General features: G+C 69.5%; 13 protein-coding genes. 6 read left to right on the top strand and 7 right to left on the bottom strand.

Annotated elements, in window-relative coordinates:
• Positions 1–75: 75 nt before the first annotated feature.
• From AC1Q7O_RS01400 to AC1Q7O_RS01380, 5 genes are all read right to left on the bottom strand, one after another.
• Positions 76–2,994, bottom strand: coding sequence for a ribonucleoside-diphosphate reductase subunit alpha (locus AC1Q7O_RS01400; protein ID WP_492659270.1), 2,919 nt, complete (start codon positions 2,992–2,994; stop codon positions 76–78).
• A 623-nt stretch (positions 2,995–3,617) separates the two neighbouring features.
• Complete coding sequence (locus AC1Q7O_RS01395) at positions 3,618–5,078, bottom strand: sigma-54-dependent transcriptional regulator (RefSeq protein ID WP_492659271.1); 1,461 nt, start codon at positions 5,076–5,078, stop codon at positions 3,618–3,620.
• Positions 5,075–6,742 (bottom strand): sensor histidine kinase, encoded by a 1,668-nt coding sequence (locus tag AC1Q7O_RS01390; protein WP_492659272.1) that lies wholly within the window; start codon positions 6,740–6,742, stop codon positions 5,075–5,077. Before AC1Q7O_RS01390 ends, AC1Q7O_RS01395 begins: the two co-directional genes overlap by 4 nt.
• 4 nt (positions 6,743–6,746) lie before the next feature.
• Entirely contained in the window at positions 6,747–6,983 is a 237-nt protein-coding gene (locus AC1Q7O_RS01385; RefSeq protein ID WP_492659273.1) for a PP0621 family protein, read from the bottom strand.
• Complete coding sequence (locus tag AC1Q7O_RS01380) at positions 6,980–7,837, bottom strand: cytochrome C assembly family protein (protein ID WP_492659274.1); 858 nt, start codon at positions 7,835–7,837, stop codon at positions 6,980–6,982. The genes AC1Q7O_RS01385 and AC1Q7O_RS01380 overlap by 4 nt, the downstream gene beginning before the upstream one ends.
• A gap of 55 nt (positions 7,838–7,892) precedes the next feature.
• Between AC1Q7O_RS01380 and ffh the strand changes: the two genes are divergently transcribed.
• Positions 7,893–9,278 (top strand): signal recognition particle protein, encoded by a 1,386-nt coding sequence (gene ffh / locus AC1Q7O_RS01375; RefSeq protein WP_492659275.1) that lies wholly within the window; start codon positions 7,893–7,895, stop codon positions 9,276–9,278.
• Positions 9,279–9,341: 63 nt separating this feature from the next.
• On the opposite strand, the gene AC1Q7O_RS01370 is transcribed toward ffh, so the two are convergent.
• Complete coding sequence (locus AC1Q7O_RS01370; RefSeq protein ID WP_492659276.1) at positions 9,342–11,393, bottom strand: S9 family peptidase; 2,052 nt, start codon at positions 11,391–11,393, stop codon at positions 9,342–9,344.
• Positions 11,394–11,588: 195 nt separating this feature from the next.
• Here AC1Q7O_RS01370 and AC1Q7O_RS01365 point away from each other — a divergent pair, with 195 nt between their 5' ends.
• Positions 11,589–12,128 carry a hypothetical protein gene (locus tag AC1Q7O_RS01365; RefSeq protein WP_492659277.1) on the top strand — a complete coding sequence of 180 codons (540 nt, stop codon included), beginning with the start codon at positions 11,589–11,591 and terminating at the stop codon, positions 12,126–12,128.
• Between the two features lie 126 nt (positions 12,129–12,254).
• Here the strand turns inward: AC1Q7O_RS01365 and ftsY are convergent, their stop codons facing one another.
• Complete coding sequence (gene ftsY / locus AC1Q7O_RS01360) at positions 12,255–13,478, bottom strand: signal recognition particle-docking protein FtsY (protein ID WP_492659278.1); 1,224 nt, start codon at positions 13,476–13,478, stop codon at positions 12,255–12,257.
• A 125-nt stretch (positions 13,479–13,603) separates the two neighbouring features.
• On the opposite strand from ftsY, the gene AC1Q7O_RS01355 reads away from it, so the two are divergent.
• The 4 genes from AC1Q7O_RS01355 to AC1Q7O_RS01340 are packed head-to-tail and all read left to right on the top strand — an operon-like array spanning position 13,604 to position 22,793.
• Complete coding sequence (locus AC1Q7O_RS01355) at positions 13,604–17,515, top strand: beta-galactosidase (protein WP_492659279.1); 3,912 nt, start codon at positions 13,604–13,606, stop codon at positions 17,513–17,515.
• A gap of 8 nt (positions 17,516–17,523) precedes the next feature.
• Positions 17,524–19,935, top strand: a complete 2,412-nt coding sequence (locus AC1Q7O_RS01350; RefSeq protein WP_492659280.1) for a glycoside hydrolase family 2 TIM barrel-domain containing protein — start codon at positions 17,524–17,526, stop codon at positions 19,933–19,935.
• A gap of 20 nt (positions 19,936–19,955) precedes the next feature.
• Positions 19,956–21,119: a beta-galactosidase BglB gene (gene bglB, locus AC1Q7O_RS01345; RefSeq protein WP_492659281.1), complete on the top strand. Its 1,164-nt coding sequence runs from the start codon at positions 19,956–19,958 to the stop codon at positions 21,117–21,119.
• Positions 21,120–21,128: 9 nt separating this feature from the next.
• Complete coding sequence (locus AC1Q7O_RS01340; protein ID WP_492659282.1) at positions 21,129–22,793, top strand: MFS transporter; 1,665 nt, start codon at positions 21,129–21,131, stop codon at positions 22,791–22,793.
• Positions 22,794–22,797: the final 4 nt, after the last annotated feature.

The following is a 22,797-nucleotide window of genomic DNA, read 5'->3' as shown; positions in this document are numbered from 1 at the left end:
CGCAAAGTTTGTTGCGCGTGGGCATCGAAACAGATGGCGCGAACTTGTCTATACAAGTTCGCGCCACTGCTTCATTTACTGGCAGGCCTCGCAACCGACGTCGTCGATCGCCGTGAACTGCACGTTCGTCGCCGGCAGTTCGGGCTCGACGGCAGCGACCGGAGCGGCCGGCGCCGCCACCACGGCAGCAGCACCCGACGACACGGCATTGAGCTGGCCCGAGCGCGTGACCGTGCTCTTCTCGGCCTGCGTCGCGCTGATGGTGCGCAGGTAGTAGGTCGTCTTCAGGCCGCGCTGCCACGCGAGCTTGTAGGTCTCGTCGAGCTTCTTGCCCGACGCGCCGGCCATGTAGATGTTCAGGCTCTGTGCTTGGTCGATCCACTTCTGGCGGCGCGCGCCAGCTTCGATGAGCCACGAGGTGTCGACCTCGAAGGCCGTCGCGTACAGCGCCTTGATGTCCTCGGGCACGCGGTCGATGCGGCGCAGCGAGCCATCGAAGTGCTTGAGGTCCATGACCATCACGTCGTCCCACAGGCCCAGTGCCTTCAGGTCACGCACCAGCGATTCGTTGATGACGGTGAACTCGCCCGACAGGTTGGACTTGACCGACAGGTTGCCGAAGCAGGGCTCGATGGACGCGTCGACGCCGATGATGTTGGAGATGGTGGCCGTCGGCGCGATGGCGACGCAGTTGCTGTTGCGCATGCCGTGCACAGCGATGCGGCCGCGCAGCGCGTCCCAGTCCAGGCTGGTGGATCGGTCAACATCGACGTAGCCGCCACGGGCCTCGGCCAGCAGGTCCAGCGAGTCGATCGGCAGGATGCCGCGGTCCCACAGCGAGCCCTTGTACGAGGAGTAGCGGCCGCGCTCTTCGGCCAGTTCGGTCGACGCCCAGTAGGCGTGGTAGCAGACGGCTTCCATCGAGCGGTCGGCGAACTCGACGGCGGCGTCGGACGCGTAAGGCGTGCGCAGCGCGTACAGCGCATCCTGGAAGCCCATGATGCCCAGGCCCACCGGACGGTGGCGCAGGTTGGAGTCGCGGGCCTTCTTGACGGCGTAGTAGTTGATGTCGATGACGTTGTCGAGCATGCGCATGGCCGTGCGCACCGTCTTCTTCAGCTTGGCCTGATCGATGGCGCCGTCCTTCAGGTGCTGCGCCAGGTTCACGGAGCCGAGGTTGCAGACGGCGATCTCGCTGTCGTTGGTGTTCAGCGTGATCTCGGTGCACAGGTTGGACGAGTGCACCACGCCAACGTGCTGCTGCGGGCTGCGCACGTTGCAGGCGTCCTTGAACGTGATCCAGGGGTGGCCCGTCTCGAACAGCATCGACAGCATCTTGCGCCACAGGTCCTTGGCCGGCATGCGCTTGAAGAGCTTGAGCTCGCCGCTGTCGGCCTTGCGCTCGTAGCCCACGTAGGCTTCCTCGAAGGCCTTGCCGAACTTGTCGTGCAGGTCCGGGCAGGTGGAGGGGCTGAACAGCGTCCAGTCGCCACCTTCCAGCACGCGCTTCATGAACAGGTCGGGAATCCAGTTCGCCGTGTTCATGTCGTGCGTGCGGCGGCGGTCGTCGCCGGTGTTCTTGCGCAGGTCCAGGAACTCTTCGATGTCCAGGTGCCACGTCTCCAGGTAGGCGCAGACGGCGCCCTTGCGCTTGCCGCCCTGGTTCACGGCCACGGCCGTGTCGTTGACCACCTTCAGGAACGGCACGACGCCTTGCGACTTGCCGTTGGTGCCCTTGATGTGCGAGCCGAGCGCGCGCACCGGCGTCCAGTCATTGCCCAGGCCGCCGGCGAACTTGCTCAGCAGCGCGTTTTCCTTCAGCGCCTCGTAAATGCCGTCGAGGTCGTCCGAGACGGTCGTCAGGTAGCAGCTCGACAGCTGCGAGCGGCGCGTGCCGCTGTTGAACAGCGTGGGCGTGCTGGACATGAAGTCGAAGCTGGACAGCACTTCATAGAACTCGATGGCGCGGGCCTCGCGGTCGATCTCGCCCAGCGCCAGGCCCATGGCCACGCGCATGAAGAAGGCCTGCGGCATCTCGATGCGGACGTCGTCCACGTGCAGGAAGTAGCGGTCATACAGCGTCTGCAGGCCGAGGTAGTCGAACTGCAGGTCGCGCTCGGCCTTCAGTGCGGCGCCAAGGCGGGCCAGGTCGTACTGCGCCAGCTTCTCGTCCAGCAGCTCGGCGGCGACGCCACGCTTGATGTAGCCGGGGAAGTACTCGGCGTACTGGGTCTGCATCTGTTCCTGCGTGACCTCGCCGCCGATGATCTCGCGGCGGATCGTGTGCAGCAGCAGGCGGGCCGTGGCGCGGCTGTAGCCGGGGTCCTTCTCGATCAGCGTGCGCGCAGCCAGGATGGCGGCCTTGTAGACCTCGTCGATGGCGACGCCGTCGTACAGGTTGCGCTGGGTCTCGGCCAGCACGGGCTCGGGCGTCACGTCGGCGCCGAGGTTCTCGCAGGCGGAGGCGATCAGCGACTTCAGCGCGCGCAGGTCCAGCGGGCGGCGCTCGCCGCCGTCCATCACCATGAATTGCGGCTCGGCAGCGCGGGCGGCTTCGCCCTGGGCGGCGCGCTCCTGCGCGCGGCGCTCGCGGTACAGCACGTAGGCGCGGGCCACGTCGTGCTGGCCGCTGCGCATCAGGCCCAGCTCGACCTGGTCCTGCACGTCCTCGATGTGGAAGGTGCCGCCGCTCGGGCGCGAGCGCAGCAGCGCGCGCACGACGTTCTGGGTCAGCTGTTCCACCGTCTCGCGCACGCTGGCCGAGGCCGCGCCGCTGGTGCCGTGAACGGCCAGGAAGGCCTTCATCAGCGCGACGGCGATCTTGCTCGGCTCGAACGAGACCACGGCGCCGTTGCGGCGAATGATCTGGTAGGCCTGGTAGCTGGACAGCGCGGGGGCGCTGGGTGCTTGCGCGTCGGATCCAAACGCGCCCGGAGAACCCGAGGAAAGCGTGGCAGCGGGGGCAGCCTGGCCCGAAGCGGCTTCATGCAGCATGAGGAGATCCTTTTATCGAGAATTGACGGGCAAAAGCGCGGCACAGACCCGGTACAGGGTCGACGCATCGCGCGTTGCTGGAGTGGTGGTGTTTCGGCCCCGCCGGTCCATTGCCAGGCCGGCGTTCCGGCTGGTTCCTCGGGTGGGTTGCCGCGGCGGCCAAGCCACTGCAGACAGCAATTCCGAGGTGATGGTCATGGGGTCGACTGGGTCAGCAGGATATCACGAGAGAACACTATATCTAGTGCTTGACGACCTGGGTTGGCCACATCCCTAGTGTCAACCCGGGATTCAATTTGCATTGAAAAAAGCGCGATGGCCGCTTTGCACCGATCAAATCGATGCACGCCCGCGATGGTCCGCATGAGCATTGGCTTTGCGGCGCGAAGTGGCCCGCAAAGCCGCGCCAATGCTGGATTCGACATCAGCGCGCTCCCGCTCGCCGAACATTCAAGCAGGGCAAATCCCAGGGCTCGCAGCAATTGAGGAGCCGCGCATCGGACAGCTCCCAAGCCGGCCCGGCAGCGCGACGTGCGGGCGGCTCAATGCCGCACGCATCGCCGCCCCCTCTGGGGCCGATCAGGACCGCCCGCGTTCAGCGAGGCGGGACCGAGCGAGGGGTCTCAGTTGTCCCCCGCCGATATCGCCAGCCGCGCCATGCGGTAGCGGATCTGGCGCAGCGACAGGCCCAGGCTGGCCGCCGCGGCCGTGCGGTTGAAGCGGTGCAGCTCCAGCGCGCGCAGCAGGATGGCGCGCTCGACCTCGTCGAGATAGAGCGCCAGGTCGGCGGGCAGTTGCTCCGGCAGCGACAGCCCCTCGGCCATGGGCTCGGCGGCGACGGGCGTCTCCAGCGCCGCGAACTGCGATTCGCTGCGGCCTTCGTCCAGCAGTGCGTCCGGCAGGCCCAGGTCGCCGGTGTCTATCCATTCGCCGCCCGCCAGCGCGAGCGCCCGGTGCAGCAGGTTCTCCAGCTCGCGCACGTTGCCGGGGAAGGCGTAGCGCGACAGCGTCTGCAGCGCGCCGGCGGTCAGCCGCGGCGTGGGCGACACGCCGGCATCCTGCGCGATCCGCGCCAGCACGCGGCTGCTGATGAGGCCCAGATCCTCCAGCCGCTCGCGCAGCGGCGGCACACGGATCTGGATGACGTTGAGGCGGTAGAACAAGTCCTGCCGGAAGCGGCCCGCGGCCACCTCGGCGGACAGGTCCTTGTGCGTGGCGCTGAGGATGCGCACGTTGATGGGCGACTCGGCCGTCGCGCCGACCGGGCGCACCGACCGCTCCTGGATGACGCGTAACAGCTTGCTCTGCATCGCCAGCGGCAGGTCGCCGATCTCGTCCAGGAACAGCGTGCCGCCATCGGCCGCCTGGAAGAAGCCCTCGCGGTCCTCGTTGGCGCCGGTGAACGCGCCCTTGCGATAGCCGAAGAACTCGGCCTCCAGCAGGTTCTCCGGGATGGCACCGCAGTTGACGGCGATGAAGCGCTGGTCCGCACGCGTGCCGTGGTCGTGGATGGCACGCGCCACCAGTTCCTTGCCGGTGCCGGACTCGCCCTGCACCAGCACCGGCGCCATGCTGCGGCCCACCTTGTCGATGAGCGCGCGCACGGCGCGGATGGCCGGCGACTCGCCCACCAGCCGCAGCGCCGTGGCCGGGCCCACGGCGTCCGACGCCGACGCCGCCACGGGCTCGGGCGCCTTCGCGGCCGCCGGCTGGCGGCCCAGCGCCGAGCCGACGACGAGGCGGAACTGGCGCAGGTCCACCGGCTTGGTCAGGTAATCGAAGGCGCCGGCCTTCAGCGCCTCGACGGCGTTCTCGGCCGAGCCGAAGGCCGTGATGACGATGGCCTTCTCCGGCCGGCCGGCCTGCTCCAGCCAGCGCAGCACGGCCAGGCCCGAGCCGTCGGGCAGCCGCATGTCGGTGATGACGGCGCTGTAGGTGGCGGCCTGCAGCTGGGCCAGCGCGTCGGCCACCGAGCCGGCGCTGTCGATCTCGTAGCCCTCGCGCAGCAGCGTCAGCTCGTAGAGCGTGCGCAGGTCGGGCTCGTCGTCGATGACCAGCAGGCGCGCGGTGGGGGCGTTCGTCATGCGGAGGGGGGCTGCGCCAGGCGCACGCTGAATTCGTTGGCCGCGGCGTCGGCGGCGCGGCGGAAGTCGATGCGACCGCCGTGGCGCTCGCACAGCTCGCGACAAATATAGAGGCCCAGGCCGGAGCCGCGGCTGCGTGTCGAGAAGAAGGGCTCGAACAGGTGCCGCTCCACCTCCGGCGGCACCGGCGCGCCGGCGCTGCGCACCACCAGCGCCAGCCCGTCGCCGTCAAGCCTGAGCAGCACGCGGATGCTGCCCGGGCCGTCGTCGGCATGGCGCAGCGCGTTGTCCAGCAGGTTCACCAGCACGCGGCGCAGGTGTTCGGCGTCGAACAGCCCCATCAACCCGGGCGCCTCGATCTGCAGCTGGAAGCGGCTCGCCACGTTGCCGGCGCCGGCGTCCAGGCCGTTGACGACGACCCAGTCCACGCAGGTCTCGTGCACCAGCTCGCTGATGTCCAGCGCCTGCGTGTCGGGCTGCACGCCGGGCGCCACCTCGGTCACGTCGTCCACCAGCCTTTTGAGCCGCTGCACGTTGGACGCCACCATGCGCGTCAGCGGCTCGGCACGCATGCCGGCGACGTCCTCGGCAATCAGCGCGTTGGCCTGGGCGATGGCCGCCAGCGGGTTGCGGATCTCGTGCGCGATGCCGGCCGACACGCGGCCCATCGCAGCCAGCTTCTCCTGGCGCGTGCGGGCCAGCAGCTCGCGGTTGTCCTCGACGAACAGCACGCACAGCTCCTCGCTGCCCTCGCGCTGGCGCGTGAAGCGCAGCCGCAGGCGCAGGCTGCGCATGACGCCGCTGTCCAGCGGCAGCGCCACGTCCAGCTCGGCACCGCGGCCGGCGGCGTGCGCCTGCTCCAGCGCCTGCACCAGCGGCTGCCAGTCGGCACGGCCGCGCAACTGCCAGCTCAGCTCGCCGCTGGCCGCGCCCAGCAGCGTGCGCGCCGCCGGGTTCATCGCGCGCACGCGGCCGCGGCGGTCCACCACCAGCACGCCTTCCTGCATCTCGTCGATGACCAGGCGGTTCAGCAGCTCCTGCTGCCGCGCCAGCGCCAGGCTGCCGCGCGCCGCCCGCTCCTCGCGGGCCAGCCGCGCGCTCAGCTCGCCGGCCAGCAGGCTGACGGCGAACAGCCCGCCGCCCACCAGGCCGGCCTGCGTCGTCTTCAGGCCCACGTCCACGCCCAGCAACATCGACCACGCCGCCGCGGCCAGCAGCCCCAGCGCCGCCATCGCGGCGGTGGCCAGCGCCAGCCGGCGCGGGCACAGCACGGCCGCCATCAGCACCGGCAGCACGAACAGCGCGCCGTAGTTCACGCCGCTGGGGTCCAGCGCATGCAGCGTGCCGAACAGCACCAAGTCCAGCCCGATGGCGGCCCACCAGTGCGGGCTGCTGATGCGCGCCAGGCTGCGCGCGCTGGCGCCGTGGCGCAGCTGCGGCAGCAGCCACAGCAGCAGCGCCGCGGTGGCGTAGGCGGCGCTCAGCGCCAGCGTCGACTGTGCCGGCGCCGTGAACAGCGCGGCAGCGATGAGCTGGGCGGCGATCAGCGCCAGGCCCAGCGCAGCACGCGCGGACAGGAAGGCGCGGTACAGGCGGTCGAAGGACGCGCTGCCCTCGGCCGGCTCGACCGGCGGCGACTCGACGAACCAGCTGCCGTCGGCCACAGGCTCAGCGGGCCTCGAAGCTGGACCGGTGCGCCGCGCTGCAGAACACGCCACCCTTGCCCGGCAGCGCCTCGTCGGCGGGCAGGTGCATGCCGCATTCGGCGCAGCGCAGCATGGCCCGGGGCTGGGCGGGCGGCGCGGGGCGGTCATCGCGGGCCTCGGGCTCGCGCGGGCGGCCGCGCCGGGCGCCCAGCATGAAGAAGGCAAGCGCCAGCAACAGCAGCAGCAACAAATACTTCAAACCACGCCTCCACCGCGCTGCAGGATGACCTCCAGCACGAAGCGCGAGCCGGCATAGGACAGCAGCAGCAGCGCCGCACCGGCATACAGCCAGCGCGTGGCGCGGCGGCCGCGCCAGCCGTAGATGCGCCGCCCCACCAGCAGGCCGGTCAGCACCAGCCAGCCCAGCACGGCCAGCAGGTTCTTGTGGTCCCACTTCCAGGCGGGCGTGAACCACCAGCCCAGCACGATGGCCAGCGACAGCACGCCCACGCCGGCCGCGACGAAGTTGAACGTCAGCCGCTCCAGCTGCAGCAGCGGCAGCCCGCCGGGCGTAGCCTGCTTGTGGCGCAGCCGGGTCTCGGCACGGTTCATCAGCGCGGCGTGCAGCACGGCCACGCCGAACAGGCCGTAGGACACCAGCCCCAGCACCCAGTGCAGCGGCGCCCAGGGCGACGCGGCCAGCGGGCGGCTCTCGCCGGGGAAGCCCCAGGCCAGCAGCACGGCGGCCGCGGCCAGCCAGGCCAGCACGCGGCGCACGCTGTGCAGCGGCAGGAAGCGGCTCTCCACCAGGTAGACCGTCAGCACCAGCCAGGTCGTCATGGACAGCGCCGGCGCGAAGCCGAAGCGCGCGCCCCGCGTCTCCAGGCCGAAGCCGCTGATGTCGATGAACAGCGCGACGAACTGGGCCGTCCAGGCCAGCGCCATGGGCGGCACCGAGCGGCGCGGCGGGCTGAGCGCGCCGGCGGCGTCGCCCGGGGCGACACGCAGCAGCCCCACCCAGACATAGCCCAGCAGTGCCAGGCCGCTGGCGATGGCCAGCGCGACGCCTGGCCCCACGGCGGCGTCTCCCAGAGGAGCGGGCGATAAACTCATGGACGCAGTGTACTTTTGGGCTCCGCGCGTTCTGGCGACCCGACCTTCCAATTCCATGGCATCCACCCTCACCGACCGCCTGAGTCGCCTTGTCAAGACGATGCGCGGCCAGGCCCGCATCACCGAAAGCAACGTGCAGGACATGCTGCGCGAGGTGCGCATGGCGCTGCTGGAGGCCGACGTGGCCCTGCCGGTGGTGCGCGACTTCATCGCCCGCGTGAAGGAGAAGGCGCTCGGCCAGGAGGTCGTCGGCTCGCTGAACCCCGGCCAGGTGCTGGTGTCCGTCGTCCACAAGGAACTCGCCGCGACGATGGGCGAAGGCGTGGCCGACATCAACCTCGCCGCCCAGCCGCCCGCCGTCATCCTGATGGCCGGCCTGCAGGGCGCCGGCAAGACGACGACGACGGCCAAGCTCACCAAGCACCTGATCGAGAAGCGCAAGAAGAAGGTGCTGACGGTCTCCGCCGACGTCTACCGCCCCGCCGCCATCGAGCAGCTCAAGACGGTGACGAAGCAGGCCGGCGGCGAATGGTTCCCGTCCGCGCCGGACCAGAAGCCGCGCGACATCGCGCTGGCCGCGCTGGACCACGCCAAGCGCCACTACTTCGACGTGCTGCTGGTCGACACGGCCGGGCGCCTTGCCATCGACGAAGCGCTGATGGCCGAGATCAAGGAGCTGCACGCAACACTGAACCCGGTGGAGACGCTGTTCGTCGTCGACGCGATGCAGGGCCAGGACGCGGTCAACACCGCCAAGGCCTTCAAGGATGCGCTGCCGCTGACCGGCGTCATCCTGACCAAGCTGGACGGCGACTCGCGCGGTGGCGCGGCGCTGTCGGTGCGGCAGATCACCGGCGCGCCGATCAAGTTCGCCGGCGTGTCCGAGAAGATCGATGGCCTGGAGGTCTTCGACGCCGACCGCCATGCCGGCCGCGTGCTGGGCATGGGCGACATCGTCGCGCTGGTGGAGCAGGTCACGGCCAGCGTGGACATGGCTTCCGCGCAGGCCATGGCCGAGAAGCTCAAGAGCGGCAGCGGCTTCGACCTGAACGACTTCCTGCAGCAGATCGCGCAGATGAAGAAGATGGGCGGCCTGGGCGGCCTGATGGACAAGCTGCCGCAGAACATGATGGGCAACAAGCAGCCCGGCCAGGCCGACATGGACCGCGCCGAGCGCGACATGAAGCGCATGGAAGGCATCCTGCGCGCGATGACCGCCAAGGAACGTGCCCAGCCCGCGCTGCTGATGGACGGCAAGAGCAAGGCCAGCCGCAAGCGCCGCATTGCCACGGGCGCCGGCGTGCAGATCCAGGATGTGAACCGCCTGCTGAACCAGTTCGACCAGATGCAGCAGATGATGAAGAAGATGAAGGGCGGCGGCCTGATGAAGATGATGAAGAAGATGGGCGGCATGAAGGGCCTGCCCGGCATGGGCGGCTGATCCCTTCACGCCACAACGAGAAAAGGCCCCGCGGGGCCTTTTCGTTTTTCAGGTCGCGACGACTTACTTCTTCTCGGCCGCGGCCTTCAGGCCGGGCAGGAAGTCGGCGCCGTGCGCGATCTGCGCCGTCGACTGCCGCACCGTCTCGCCCAGCGGCTCGACACGGCCACCCAAGCAGTTGCCCAGGAAGTTCTCGGCGATGGCGTTGAAGCCGATGCGGTTGGTCGGCTTCGCGAAGCCATGGCCTTCGTCCGGGTACAGCACGTAGGTGACCGGGATGTTCTTGGCCTGCATGGCCTGGACAATCTGGTCCGACTCGGCCTGCTTCACGCGCGGGTCGTTGGCGCCCTGCCCGATCAGCAGCGGACGCACGATCTGGTCGGCCTTGTACAGCGGCGACGCGGCACGCAGGATGGCCTTGCCCTCGTCCGTCGTCGGGTCGCCCATGCGGCTGTACATCTGCTTCTTGCCCGCCTCCCAGTACGGCGGGATGGTGCCCAGCAGCGTCTCCAGGTTGGAGGGGCCCACGATGTCCACCGCGCAGGAGAAGGTGGTGGGCGTGAACGTCAGCCCGGCCAGCGCCGCGTAGCCGCCGTAGCTGCCGCCCATGATGGCCACCTTGTCGGCGCTGGTGACGCCCTGCTTGACGGCCCAGTTCACGGCGTCGATGAGGTCGTTGTGCATGGCCAGGCCCCACTGCTTGTTGCCGGCGTTCAGGAACTTCTTGCCGAAGCCGGTGGAGGCGCGGTAGTTGACCGACAGCACCGCGTAGCCGCGGTTGGCCAGCCACTGGTGCGTGCCGTTGTAGCCGTGGCCGTCGCGTGCCCACGGACCGCCGTGCACCAGCAGCACCATCGGCACGGCCTGCTCCGGCTTGCCGTCGCCGTTCTTGTCGGCGCCGGCTGGCAGCGTCAGGTAGCTGGGCAGCGTCAGGCCGTCGCGCGAGGCGATCTCGACCGGATGCATGGGCACCAGCGGCGCGTTCTGCAGCTCGGGCCGGGCCACGTACAGCGGCGACAGCTTCTTGGCCTTGCGGTCGTACAGGTAGGTGGCCGCCACCTTGGAGACCGGATCGATGCCGACGATCCACTTGTCGTCCGCGCGGGTGCGGCTGCTGACGTAGACCTCGCCCTTGCCGAGCTGCTTCTGCAGCCAGTCGAAGTCGGCCTTCAGGCCCTTGTCGATGAACTGCCACTCGGTGGTCAGGTACTCCACCGCATAGGCCTGCACCTCGCCGGTGACCGTGTTGCGCAGCGTGGCGCCGAGGTCGGCGCGGGCGTCCTGCGCGATGAGCTTGCGTTCGCCGGTGGCGACGTCCTCGGCGAACACGGCCGTGGTGTCGCGGTCACGCGAGTCGCGCCAGTACAGCGTCTTGCCGTCGGCGGTGTAGCCGATGGGGCCGGTGGCGTTGTCTTCCAGGCTGGTGCTGAGGAAGGGTTTGTCAGCCGCAACGTTGTCCTTGACCTGGAAATAGTCCATGCCGCCCGCCGCGTTGGGGCGGGCGCCCAGGCGCACGTTCAGGTCGTCGTCGATCTCGACGCCGGCGAAGCCGTCGCCCTTCATGACCAGCTTCAGCTCGCCGGTCTTCAGGTTCAGCAGATAGGCGTCGTGCCAGCGCGGGTCGCGGTTGTTGATGCCCACCAGCACCTCGTCCAGCCGCTTGCGCGAGCCGCCCAGCATGCGCACGCGCACCTTGTCGAAGGGGGTGTAGTCGCGCTGCGCGCCGGTCTTCACGTCGACGCCGTAGAGGCGAAAGTTCTCGTCGCCGGCGTTGTCCTTCACGAACAGCAGCTGCTCGCTGTTGCCGGACCAGAAATGGCCGGGGATGGGGCGGTCCGTGGAGTTGGTGACGGCCTTGGCCGCCTCGGGCTTGGCCGCCGGTGCCACCCACACATTCATGACGCCGTTGACCGGGGCCATCCACGACAGCCACTGGCCGTCGGGGCTCAGCTGCGCGCCGGACTTCACCGGGTTGCCGAACAGCGCCGCGCGCGGGATCAGCGGCGTGTCGCCCACCGTGAGGGTGGCCTTGCGGGCGTCGGCGGCGTGCGCGCCCAGCGGCAGCGCGGCGGCGAGCGCCAGGGTCAGCGGAAGCAGGAACGGGGAACGGGACATGGCAGCCTCGGTCGAATGACAAAGACCGGGAGCATAGGCAGTCCGGCGCCCCATGCCATCGGTCAGGATGGGCCCGCCCCGCGGCCAGCCCTTAAGGGTTGCTGCGGAGGGCGACACAAGCGCTCACACTTGCCCCCAAGTTCAAGGGACAAGGGGGCGTGGTCAAGACCTGGCGCGGTCGCTAGCGTGCAGCCCATGCTGAACCTCCACCTCCCCCGCGCCATGGGCGCGCTGCTGAACCGGCTCACCGGCCAGGACGGCGCCGTCATCCGCAACGACGTCAGCGACACCGTCATGCGCTGGCCGCCCACGCCGGCACGGGTGCTGGGCAGCGCGGACCGGCATGCGCACAAGTGCATCGCGCGGGCGCTGGCGCTGGAGCATCCCAAGGGCTTCCTGCTGGCGCAGGTGCCGCTGCACAAGCTGGTGCGCGTGCCCAAGCAGAACTCCTACCGCGAATGGCTGTCGCGCACGGGCCTGCTGACCGTGGACTTCGCGCTTTGCGACGAGCACGGCGTGGTGCGCTCGGTGGTGCTGATGCCGCTGCCCGACGAGCAGCTGCGGCCGCTGCGCAAGCGCGAGCGGCTGCTGCGCGTGCTGCAGGCGACCGACCTGGCGGTGGCCGAGTGGGACCGCGAGTGGCAGGCCGAGGACGACGGACGGCCGCTGCGCAGCAAGCTGTTCCCCAAGATCAGGGCAGCCGGCTACTACGCCGACACCCCGCACGCGCACTGAAGCCCTCGTCCAAGGAACACTTTGGCCAATCCCCCGGGGGGACGGCGATACGTGCGGCGTTGAGCCGCCCGCACATCGCCCAACGCGGGCCGGCTTGGGAGCTGCCCGGCGCTCGGCCCGCTGGAATTACTCCAGCAGCGCTCGCGCGAACTCGCGCGCGCTGAAGGTCTCGAGGTCTTCCAGCTTCTCACCGACCCCGATGAAGTAGACCGGCACGGGCCGCTCACGCGCGATGGCCGCCAGCACGCCGCCCTTGGCGGTGCCGTCCAGCTTGGTGACCACCAGGCCCGTCAGTCCCAGCGCCTCGTCGAAGGCCTTGACCTGGTTCAGCGCGTTCTGGCCGGTGTTGCCGTCCACCACCAGCAGCACCTCGTGCGGCGCGCCCTCTTGGGCCTTGGTGATGACGCGCTTGATCTTCTTCAGCTCCTCCATCAGGTGGATCTGCGTCGGCAGGCGGCCGGCCGTGTCGGCAATGACGACATCGGCACCGCGGGCGCGGCCGGCGTTGACGGCGTCGAAGGACACGGCCGCCGGGTCACCGCCCTCCTGGCTGATGATCTCCACCTGCGCGCGGTCCGCCCACACGCCCAGCTGCTCGCGGGCGGCGGCGCGGAAGGTATCGGCCGCGGCCAGCAGCACCTTCTGGTTGGAGTCGGCGAGGTGGCGGGTCAGCTTGCCGATGCTGGTCGTCTTGCCGGCGCCGTTGACGCCGACGACCATCATGACCGTGGGCGTGAAGCGGCCCACTTCCAGGCCCTTCTCCAGCGGCGACAGCAGCTCGGTGAGCGCGTCCACGAGCAGGCCGCGCACGGCCTGCGGGTCGGTGGCACGGGCGTCCTTGACGCGGCGCTTCAGGTCGTCCAGCAGGAACTGCGTGGCCTTGACGCCGGCATCCGCCAGCAGCAGAGCCTCTTCCAGCTCCTCGTAGAGCTGCTCGTCGATCTTGGTGCCGGTGAAGACGCCGGCAATGCTGCCGCCCGTCTTGCGCAGGCCGGCGCGCAGGCGCTCCATCCAGCTCTGGCGCGGGGCGGCGACGGGCTCGGGTGCCGGCACGGGCGGCGGCGGGGCGACGACCTTCGGCGCTGGCGCCACCACCGGGGGCAGCACCACCGGCCGGGGTGCGGCAGGCTGCGGAGCGACCGGCGGGTTCACGGGCGCGGCCACCGGCGTCGGCACGGGCACCGGCGCAGACGCCACCACGGGTGCGGCAGCGACTGCCGGCACGACCTCGGGTGCAGCGGGCGGCTCGGCCGGCGCGCTGGCCTTCCTGGTGACCCAGCCCTCGGGCAGCAGCGTGGGCGCTTCGGCGGGCGCAGGGGCCGGCGCCGACTTCTTGAAGAAACTGAACATATGACCGGCATTTTCGCCTGTCGCCGTGACGGTGGCCTTCTGGCCGCTTCTCGCACGCGCTTGATTTTTTGCCGCCAGGGAACCGGGTGAAACTGACCGAGGCTCCCCGCACTCCCGGTCCGCTCATGCCCGCTGCTCTCGTTTCGCTGCCCCGCTCCGCCCTCTGGCTGGTCTCGCTGGCTTCGCTGTTGATGTGTGCCGCCGCGCAGGCGCAGGACCTGCCAGGCCAGCAGGCGCCTACCGCCGCCGCCGCGCAGGCCGGCGCGATGGCCGCCGTGAAGAAGAGCGAGCGCACCTTCCTGATGTCGGCCTTCATGGCGACGTCGCAGAACACGCTCAGCCTGTTCAGCTCCGCCGACGGCATCAACTTCACGTCACTGGGCTCGGAGGTCTACACGCCGCCCAAGGCGCTGCTGCGCGACCCGTCCATCATCCGCGCGGCCGACGGTCTCTACTACGTCGCCTACACGACCGACTGGAACGGCTCGACCTTCGGCATCGCCAAGTCCGCCGACCTGAAGACGTGGGCGCATGTGGCCGACGTGCCGGTGAAGCTACCAGGCATCACCAACGTCTGGGCGCCGGAATGGTTCCGCGACAGCGACGGCAGCCTGCGCCTCATCGTCAGCCTGTCCAAGGGCGGCACCCAGGGTCCGTTCGCGGCCTACTCGGTGAAGGCCCTGGACGCGGGCTTCACGACCTTCGGCGATCCGGTGCCGATGAAGGGGCTGGAGAACAACTTCATCGACACCTTCGTCATCCAGCACGAAGGCCAGTATGTCGCGTTCACGAAGAACGAGACGACCAAGTTCATCGAGCGGGCCACCGCGCCGTCTCTGGACGGCCCGTGGACGCTGGACAAGACCGGCGACTGGGCCGGCTGGGGCGGCTGGACGGAAGGCCCGGCGCTGGTGCCCATCAAGAACGCCGACGGCAAGCCCGGCTGGCGCATCTACTTCGACGACTACACGACCAAGCGCTACTGGTATAGCGACAGCTTCGACGGCCTGCAGACCTGGACGGCCAGGAAGGAACTGGGCGGCGTGTCGGGCACAGTGCGGCACTTCACCGTGATCTCGGAAGAGACCGCGCAGCTGGAACGCGCGACGGCCCCCAAGGACAAGCCGAAGAAGATCACCTGGGACCGCCACTCGCTCATCATCGACGGCAAGCGCGAGATGATCTTCGCGGGCGAGATGCACCCCTTCCGCCTGCCCTCGCCCAGCCTGTGGCGCGACGTGCTGCAGAAGATGAAGGCCTCGGGCCTGAACGCGGTGTCGTTCTACTTCGCCTGGGGCTACCACTCGGCCAAGCCGGGGCACTACGACTTCACTGGCATCCGCAACGTCGAGCGCGTCATCGAGATGGCCAAGGAGGAAGGCCTCTATGTCATCGCGCGCATGGGGCCTTACGTGAACGGCGAGCTGACCGCCGGCGGCTTCCCCGGCTGGCTGCTGCGCCAGCGCGCCGAGGCGCGCACCGATGCGGCGGAGTACCAGGCCGCGGCGGACGAGTGGATGACGCAGATCAACGCCATCATCGCCCGCCACCAGCTCACCAACGGCGGCGGCACCGTCATCGCCTACCAGCTGGAGAACGAGCTGTTCTCGGTGCAGCCCAAGAACATCCGCCACATGCAGCACCTGGCGGACAAGGCGCGGGCCGACGGCATCACCGTGCCGCTGTTCCACAACGCCGCGTCGCGCCTGCCGGACTGGACGCCGAAGAACTCCACCGCGCCGTTTGCCAACCCCGGCCCGACCGACATCTACGCCTTCGACGGCTATCCCGGCGGCGTCTGCAGCGTGGACGCACAACCCGGCACGCCCGCACCGGCGCCGGACTGGGGCATCTACGGCAAGAACTTCCCCAAGGTCGGGTCGCTCGCCTCGCCCAACACGCCGGGCTTCGTCGCCGAGATCGGCGCCGGCTGGTTCGACTACTGGGGCAGCAACGGCACCTACGAGTGCACGGCCAAACGCCAGGGCCCGGGCTACCAGCGCGTTTTCTACGGCAGCAGCCTCATCAACTCGCTGACCATCCATTCCATCTACATGGCCTTCGGCGGCACCAGCTGGGGCTGGCTGCCGGGGCCCATCGTCTACACCAGCTACGACTACGGCGCGCCCATCAGCGAGGCCCGCGTCATGCGCGACAAGGCGCTGGTGCTCAAGCAGATGGGCGGCTTCGTGCAGGCCGCCACGCCCGTGCTCGCGCAGATGGACAAGGGCGAGCCGCTGGACAGCGGCAACGCCAGGGTCCGGCTGTATCACAACGTCAACCAGGCGCTGGGCAGCCACGTGCTGCTGGCGCAGCACAACCACCTGGACGGCACGGCCGCCTTCGGCTTCAAGCTGCAGACCAAGGACGGCACCTACCAGGTGCCGCAGGCCGGCAAGCTCACGCTGACCGGCCAGGACGCCAAGCTGCTGCTGGCCAGCTACGCGCTGGAGCGCCAGCACCTCGTCTACAGCACCAGTGAGCTGCAGGCACAGATACAGCAGGGCGCGCGCGACGTGGCGCTGCTCTACGGCCGTGCCGGCGACGACGGCGAGACCGTGCTGCGCTTCCCGGACAAGCCCAGCGTGAAGTTCCTCAGCGGCCAGGGCCAGGTGAGCTGGGACGCGAAGAGCGGCGACCTGCGGCTGAACTACGCCCACACCGGCCTCATCGAAGTGCTGATCAGCGGCGGTGGCCGCGCGCCCCTGCTGCTGCTGATTGCCGACGAAAAGACCGGCCAGCAGTTCTGGCGCCTGCAGGCCGGCGGCCAGGCCGTGCTGGTGCGCAGCCCGGCGCTCGTGCGCACCGCGGCGCTCAACGGCCGGACGCTGCAACTGAGCGGCGACACCACCGCCGCGAGCACGCTGCGCGCCTGGGTGCCCGACGGCATCACGTCGCTGAGCTTCAACGGCCAGCCCGTCGCGGCGAGCGCGCAGGACTTCAGCCTCGCCGCCCGCAGCGCCCTGCCCGGCCCCGATGCTGTTCGGCTCCCCGACCTGACCACGCTCGCCTGGACGCGCCGCTTCGACTCCCTCGAAGCCGCCATCACCTTCGACGACAGCGCCTGGCGCAAGACCGATGCGCCCGTGTCGGCCGCCAACGTCTACACCGCTTCCGACAAGGGCCAGCCGGTGCTGGCGATGAGCGACTACGGCTTCCACCACGGCGACGTCTGGTACCGCGGCCGCTTCAAGACCAGCGACGCCAAGCCGCTGCAGCTGGAGCTGTTCTTCGGCGGTGGCGGCGCCGGCCTGATCCAGGTGTGGGTGGACGGCAAATTCATCGGCCAGCAGGAGCACGACACCGGCCGGCCCTTCCCCGAGACCACCGACACCTTCCGCCAGACGCTGCAAGGCCTGCCCGCCGGCGAACACGTCATCGCCGTCGTCGTGCGCAACAACTCGCACAACTGGGACCTGTTCGCCGACGACGTGCACAAGGAGGCGCGCGGCCTGATCTCGGCGTCGCTGACGCCGCGCGGCGGCCCGCGCTTCGGCGTGCCCATCGCCTGGAAGATCCAGGGCAACAAGGGCGGCGAGGACATTGCCGACCTGGTGCGCGGCCCGCTGAACAACGGTGGCCTGTTCGGCGAGCGCATGGGCTGGCACCTGCCCGTGGACCCGGCCAAGCCCCAGCCCGGCTGGGACGCGACGCCCCCCGGTGCGGCACCGCCCGCGCCGGGCACCTACTGGCTGCGCACGACCTTCAAGCTCGACCTGCCGGCCGGCCACGACGTGCAGCTGGGCCTGGCCTTCGGCGACACGACCAAGCCACGCTCCGAGCGCGAGAACCGCGCGCTGATCTTCGTCAACGGCTGGAACCTGGGCCAGTTCATCGCCCACATCGGCCCGCAGCGCACCTTCGTGCTGCCCCCCGGCATCCTGAACCCCAACGGCGACAACACGCTGACGCTGGCCGTCACCACCGACGGCCAGCCGGACAACGCGCTGGAAGCCGTGCGCCTGGTGCCGCTGGCCGTCGCGCGCGGCGGCGTGCCGCTGGAACCCGTGCCCCAACCCCGCAACCTGCAGCGATGAACATTCCCGTGACCCGATTGACCCTGCTCGCCGCCGGCATCGCGCTGGCCCTCGTGGCGGGCACCGTGCTGGCCCAACGCCAGGTGCAGACGCTGGACAGCGGCTGGCGCTTCCAGAAAAGCGATGCCGGCGCGGCCATGCAGCCGGCCTTCGACGACAGCGGCTGGCAGGCCGTGCGCGTGCCGCACGACTGGAGCCAGCACGAGCCCTTCCGCGCCGACTACGGCAGCGGCAACGGCTATGCGGCCGGCGGCGTCGCCTGGTACCGCCGCAGCTTCGCCGTGGGGCCCGAGCAGAAGGGCCGCGTCGCCCGCATCACGTTCGACGGCGTCTACGACCACGCACAGGTGTGGATCAACGGCCACTACGTCGGCGGCCGACCCTACGGCTACAGCAGCTTCGAGTTCGAGCTGACACGCCACCTGAAGACCGATGGCAGCCCCAACGTGCTGGCCGTGCGCGTGGACCATTCGCGGCAGATGGACTCGCGCTACTTCACCGGCTCCGGCATCTACCGCGACGCGCGGCTGAGCTTCACCGACGCGCTGCACATCGCGCCCTGGGGCAGCTATGTGACGACGCCCACCGTCAGCGCGACCAAGGCCGACGTGAAGGCGCAGGCCGAGCTGATCAACGCGGCGACGAGCCCGCGCGCCTTCACGCTGCGCGCCGAGCTGCTGGCGCCGGACGGCCGCGTCGTCGCCACGCGTGACACGCAGGCCCGGCTCGCCGCCGGCGAGCGCCGCACGCTGACGCAGGCGCTCGCCGTGAACCAGCCGCAGCGCTGGTCGCTGGACACGCCGCAGCTCTACACGCTGCGCCAGACCGTGCTGGTCGACGGCAAGCTGGTCGACCAGACCGACACGCCGTTCGGCATCCGCACGTTCCGCTTCGACGCCGACACCGGCTTCACGCTGAACGGCCAGTCGCTCAAGCTCAAGGGCGTGTGCCTGCACCACGACGCGGGCAGCCTCGGCGCGGCCGTGCCTGTCTCGGTGCTGGAGCGCCGGCTGCAGCAGTTGAAGGACATCGGCGTCAACGCCATCCGCACCAGCCACAACCCGCCGGCGCCCGAGCTGCTGGACCTGGCCGACCGCATGGGCTTCCTCGTGCAGGCCGAGGCCTTCGACGAGTTCACGCCGACGAAGAACAAGTGGATCGCCGGCTGGAACGTCGGCGTGCCGGGCCGCCAGGGCTACGGCGAGGAGTTCGTGCAGTGGGGCGTGCGCGATGTGGAGGACATGGTGCGGCGCGACCGCAACCACCCGAGCATCGTTATGTGGAGCGTGGGCAACGAGGTGGACTACCCCAACGACCCGTTCTCGCACCCGGTGCTGGGTGCCAAGTACCGCCCCACCGCGCCGCCGGCCAGCGACCTGGTGCGCTGGGGCCAGCCGCTGGTGGAGGCCGTGCGCCGCATGGACCCGACGCGGCCCGTCACCGCCGCGATGGCGTCCGTCGAGATGAGCGACGCGGTCGGCTTCGGCAACCTGTTCGACGTGGCCGGCTACAACTACCAGGAAGCCCGCTACGCGGCCGACCATGCGAAGTTCACCAAGCGCGTCATCTACGGCAGCGAGAACCGCCACGACTACCGCGCCTGGGCCATCGTGCGCGACACACCGTACATCTCGGCGCAGTTCCTGTGGACCGGCTTCGACTACCTCGGCGAAGCCCACCAATGGCCGCAGCGCGGCGCGGACTTCGGCCTGTTCGACCTGGCCGGCTTCATGAAGCCGCGCGGTGCGTTCCGCGCCAGCCTGTGGGCAGCCAAGCCCGTCGTCTACCTCGCCGCCGCCACCGCATCGGCCACGCAGATCGCGTCGCAATCGGGCCAGGGCACGCCGCTGCTGGACCAGCAGAAGCGCGCCAAGGTCGCCGAGCACTGGAACTGGCCGGCGGGCGAGTCCATCGTCGTGTCGGCCTACGCCAACACGCCCGAGGTGCAGCTGTGGCTGAACGGCAAGCTCGTCGGCACGCAGAAGGCCGCCGATGCGGTGGAAGGCATCCTGAGCTGGACGCTGCCCTACCAGCCCGGCGAGCTGAAGGCCGTGGGACTGAAGGACGGCCAGCCGCTCGCCGAGTTCGCGCTGCACACGGCCGGTGCCGCCGCGCGCATCGAGCTGCAGCGCGTGGCCTCGGGCAAGGATGGTGTCGAGCAAGTGGCGTTCTTCGTCGTCGATGCGCAGGGCCACCGCGTGCCCGGCGCGGCGAACAAGCTGCGCTTCGACGCGCAAGGCCTGGAGGTCCTCGGCATCGGCAACGGCAACCTGGCCGACGTGGATGATCCGCGCGACGCCGAGCACGCCGTCCACGAGGGCCGCGGCCTGGCCATCCTGCGCCGCACCGACTCCAATCAACCACCCGCGCGCCTGCGCGTCACCGCTCACGGCCTTGCCGCCGCCGAGCTGTCTTTCTGAGCAGTCCCCGAGACAAAGCCATGTCCAACCAGATCCTCAAGCCCGTCGACTCCTCCAAGATCCACCCGCTGCTGGCCCACCACACGGCCCACCTCGGCGCGGACCGCGACGACATTCGCGGCGCCATCGACCGCCTGATCCACAACCTGATCAACATCGAGGACACCGACGGCAAGTTCCTGCTGCGCCTGGACGACGGCCGCGTGCTGGACACCAAGGGCTGGAACGGCTTCGAGTGGACGCATGGCGTGGGCCTGTACGGCGTCTACAAGGTCTGGGAGCTGACGGGCGACCCCAAGGCCTGGGACATCATGACGAGCTGGTTCGAGGCGCGCTTCAAGGAAGGCATGCCCAGCCGCAACATCAACACGGTGGCGCCTTTCCTGACGCTGGCCTACTTGTTCGACCGCACGGGTGACCGCCGCTTCCTGCCCTACATCGACCGCTGGGCCGAGTGGGTCTACCACGAGCTGCCGCGCACCGAGGAAGGCGGCTTCCAGCACATCGTCTACAACAGCGTCAACCACCAGCAGCTGTGGGACGACACGCTGATGATGTCGGTGCTGCCGCTGGCCAAGTTCGGCCTGCTGCTGAACCGACCGCACTACGTCGAGGAAGCCAAGCGCCAGTTCCTCGTCCACATCAAGTACCTCTCGGATCGCAAGACCGGCCTGTGGTTCCACGGCTGGACGTTCGACGGCCGCCACAACTTCGCCAACGCGCTGTGGGCGCGCGGCAACTCGTGGGTCACCATCGTCATCCCCGAGTTCCTGGAGCTGCTGAACCTGCCGGAGGGCGACGCCTTCCGGCAGCACCTGGTGTCCACGCTGGAGGCGCAGGTCAAGGCGTTGGCGCAGTTCCAGTCGCCGTCGGGCCTGTGGCCCACGCTGCTGGACGACCCCACGTCCTACGACGAGGCCGCGGCCTCCGCAGGCTTTGCCTACGGCATCCTGAAGGCCGTTCGCAAGGGCTACATCTCCAAGGACTACGAGGCCTTCGGCGTGAAGGCCGCGCTGGCGGTGCGCCAGCACATCAACGACGCGGGCGAGCTGACGCAGGTGAGCTTCGGCACGCCGGTGTTCAACACGCTGCAGGAATACAAGGACATCCCGCTGACCTCCATGCCGTTCGGCCAGGCGATGGCGCTGCTGGCGATGGGCGAGCTGCTCGTCCGCTTCATCTAAGAGCCCGCGATGCAGCAGAAGAACCTGCACCCTGCCGCCAGGGAGCCGTCCTGGATCAACTACTGGGGCTGGGGCTCGGGCGACGTGCTCGGCGCCGGCGCCCAGGCCGTCATCACCGGCTGGCTGTTCTATTTCTTCACCACCTTCTGCGGCCTCAGCGCCGTCGAAGCGGGCCTGATCCTCGGTCTCCCGAGACTGCTCGAAGCCATCACCTGCCCACTGATCGGCTACGTGTCCGACAACCTGCGCCACACCTGGGTGGGCCGCAAGATCGGCAGGCGCAAGGTCTTCCTGCTCATCACCATCCCGCTGCTGCCCAGCTTCGCGCTGATCTTCCGCACCGGGCACACGTTCACCTACTACCTGCTCGCGTTCATCTTCTTCGAGCTGCTGTACACGATGTTTCTCATCCCCTGGGAAACGCTGGCGGCCGAGATGACCAAGGACTACAAGCGCAAGGCCAAGTTCGCCGGCGCGCGCATGATCATTGCGCAGGGCTCGGCCATCCTGGCCTCCTACCTGCCCACGCTGCTGATCAACCAGTTCGGCGGCAAGGACTCGCCCGACACCTTCTTCTGGATGGCGGCCATCTTCGGCGTCGCGTTCTCGGTGGTCGTCACCATCGTCGTGCTGACGAGCTGGGAGCGCCCCTACGGCACGCGCGAGCAGGCCGTCATGTCGCAGACCTACGGCGGCGTCACGCTGAAGGCGGCGCTGCTGATCCCGGTGAAGATGTTCCGCGACCTGTTCTCGACGCTGAAGATCCGCGCCTTCCGCCAGCACCTGTCCATCTACCTGGGCGGCTACCTGTCGCAGGACATCTTCAACAGCGCCTTCGCCTTCTTCGTCGCCACGGTGCTGATGGGGGCCACGCTGGCCATCTCGCAGCTGATGACGGTCATGTACGTGGCCCAGCTGGTGTCCGTCATGGTGGCCATCCAGATCGTCATCCGCACCGGCCCCGTGCTGGCCTACCGGCTGGCGGCCTCGCTGTTCGCCGCCGCGCTGATGCTGTACCTGGTGTTCTACGTGGCGCGCCCTGAGGGCTTCGCCGACAGCTTCAAGGCGCTGGGCACCAACCTGTTCGGTGCGCTCAACCCCACGCAGCCGGGCTTCTCGGCCAGTCTCGTGTTCTGGCTGTTCGTGCCCATCGTCCTCGCGGGCCTGGGCCGCGGCACGCTGAACTTCGTGCCCTGGTCGGTCTACAACTACCTGCCGGACGTCGACGAGGCCGTCACAGGCCAGCGCCGCGAGGGCATCTTTGCTGGCGTCATGACGCTGGTGCGCAAGCTCGCGCAGAGCGGCGCCATCATGGCCAGCGGCTGGATCATCGACCTGGGCGGCTACATCCGCACCAAGCCGGGCGAGGTCGTCGTGCAGAGCCCCGAGGCCATCCAGACCGTCACCGCGCTGATGGTGGGCGGGCCGCTGCTGATGCTGGTGCTGGGCGCGCTCGCGTCGTGGAGCTTCCGCCTCAACGCCGGCACGCATGCCGTGCTGGTGCACGAGGTGGAACGCCTGCGCAACGGCGCGACCGAGGCCGAGAGCGACGAGAACCGTCGGATCGTCGAGGACCTGACCGGCTGGCGCTACGACCAGCTGTGGGGCCGCGGCAGCGGCCACGCGGCCGACTCGACGCTGCACATGCCGCAGAACAGCCCTGCACGCTCCTGAGCCG

Source organism: Roseateles sp. GW823-FHT07B05, from assembly GCF_058794515.1.
Note: the sequence above shows the minus strand (reverse complement) of the source record. Positions and strands in the feature narration are given on the sequence as shown.